1 protein-coding gene is annotated in these 251 nt (G+C 60.6%); it reads left to right on the top strand.

What is annotated here, in order from left to right; genetic code table 11:
• Positions 1-251, top strand: a 251-nt coding sequence (locus SB822_RS59325) for an ABC transporter permease subunit (RefSeq protein WP_410859405.1), incomplete at both ends; no start/stop codon positions are given.

Raw genomic sequence — 251 nt, forward strand, 5'->3', positions numbered from 1 at the left:
GTGGTGGCGGCAGGCGTGATCGCACGTCTGACCCGCGGCGCGATGCTGGAAGTGCTTCGTCAGGACTATATCCGAACAGCCCGGGCCAAAGGTCTCAACGAACGTCGCGTGATATACGGTCATGCGTTTCGCGCCGCACTTGTCAGCGTCATTCCTGTGATCGGTATTCAGGCGGGATTTGTGCTGGGCGGCGCCGTCTACATCGAAACCGTGTTCCAGTGGCCCGGTATTGGCGCCATGCTGGTGAAAGC

It is taken from the genome of Paraburkholderia sp. SIMBA_054, assembly GCF_046534875.1.
Classification (GTDB): Bacteria; Pseudomonadota; Gammaproteobacteria; order Burkholderiales; family Burkholderiaceae; genus Paraburkholderia; species Paraburkholderia hospita.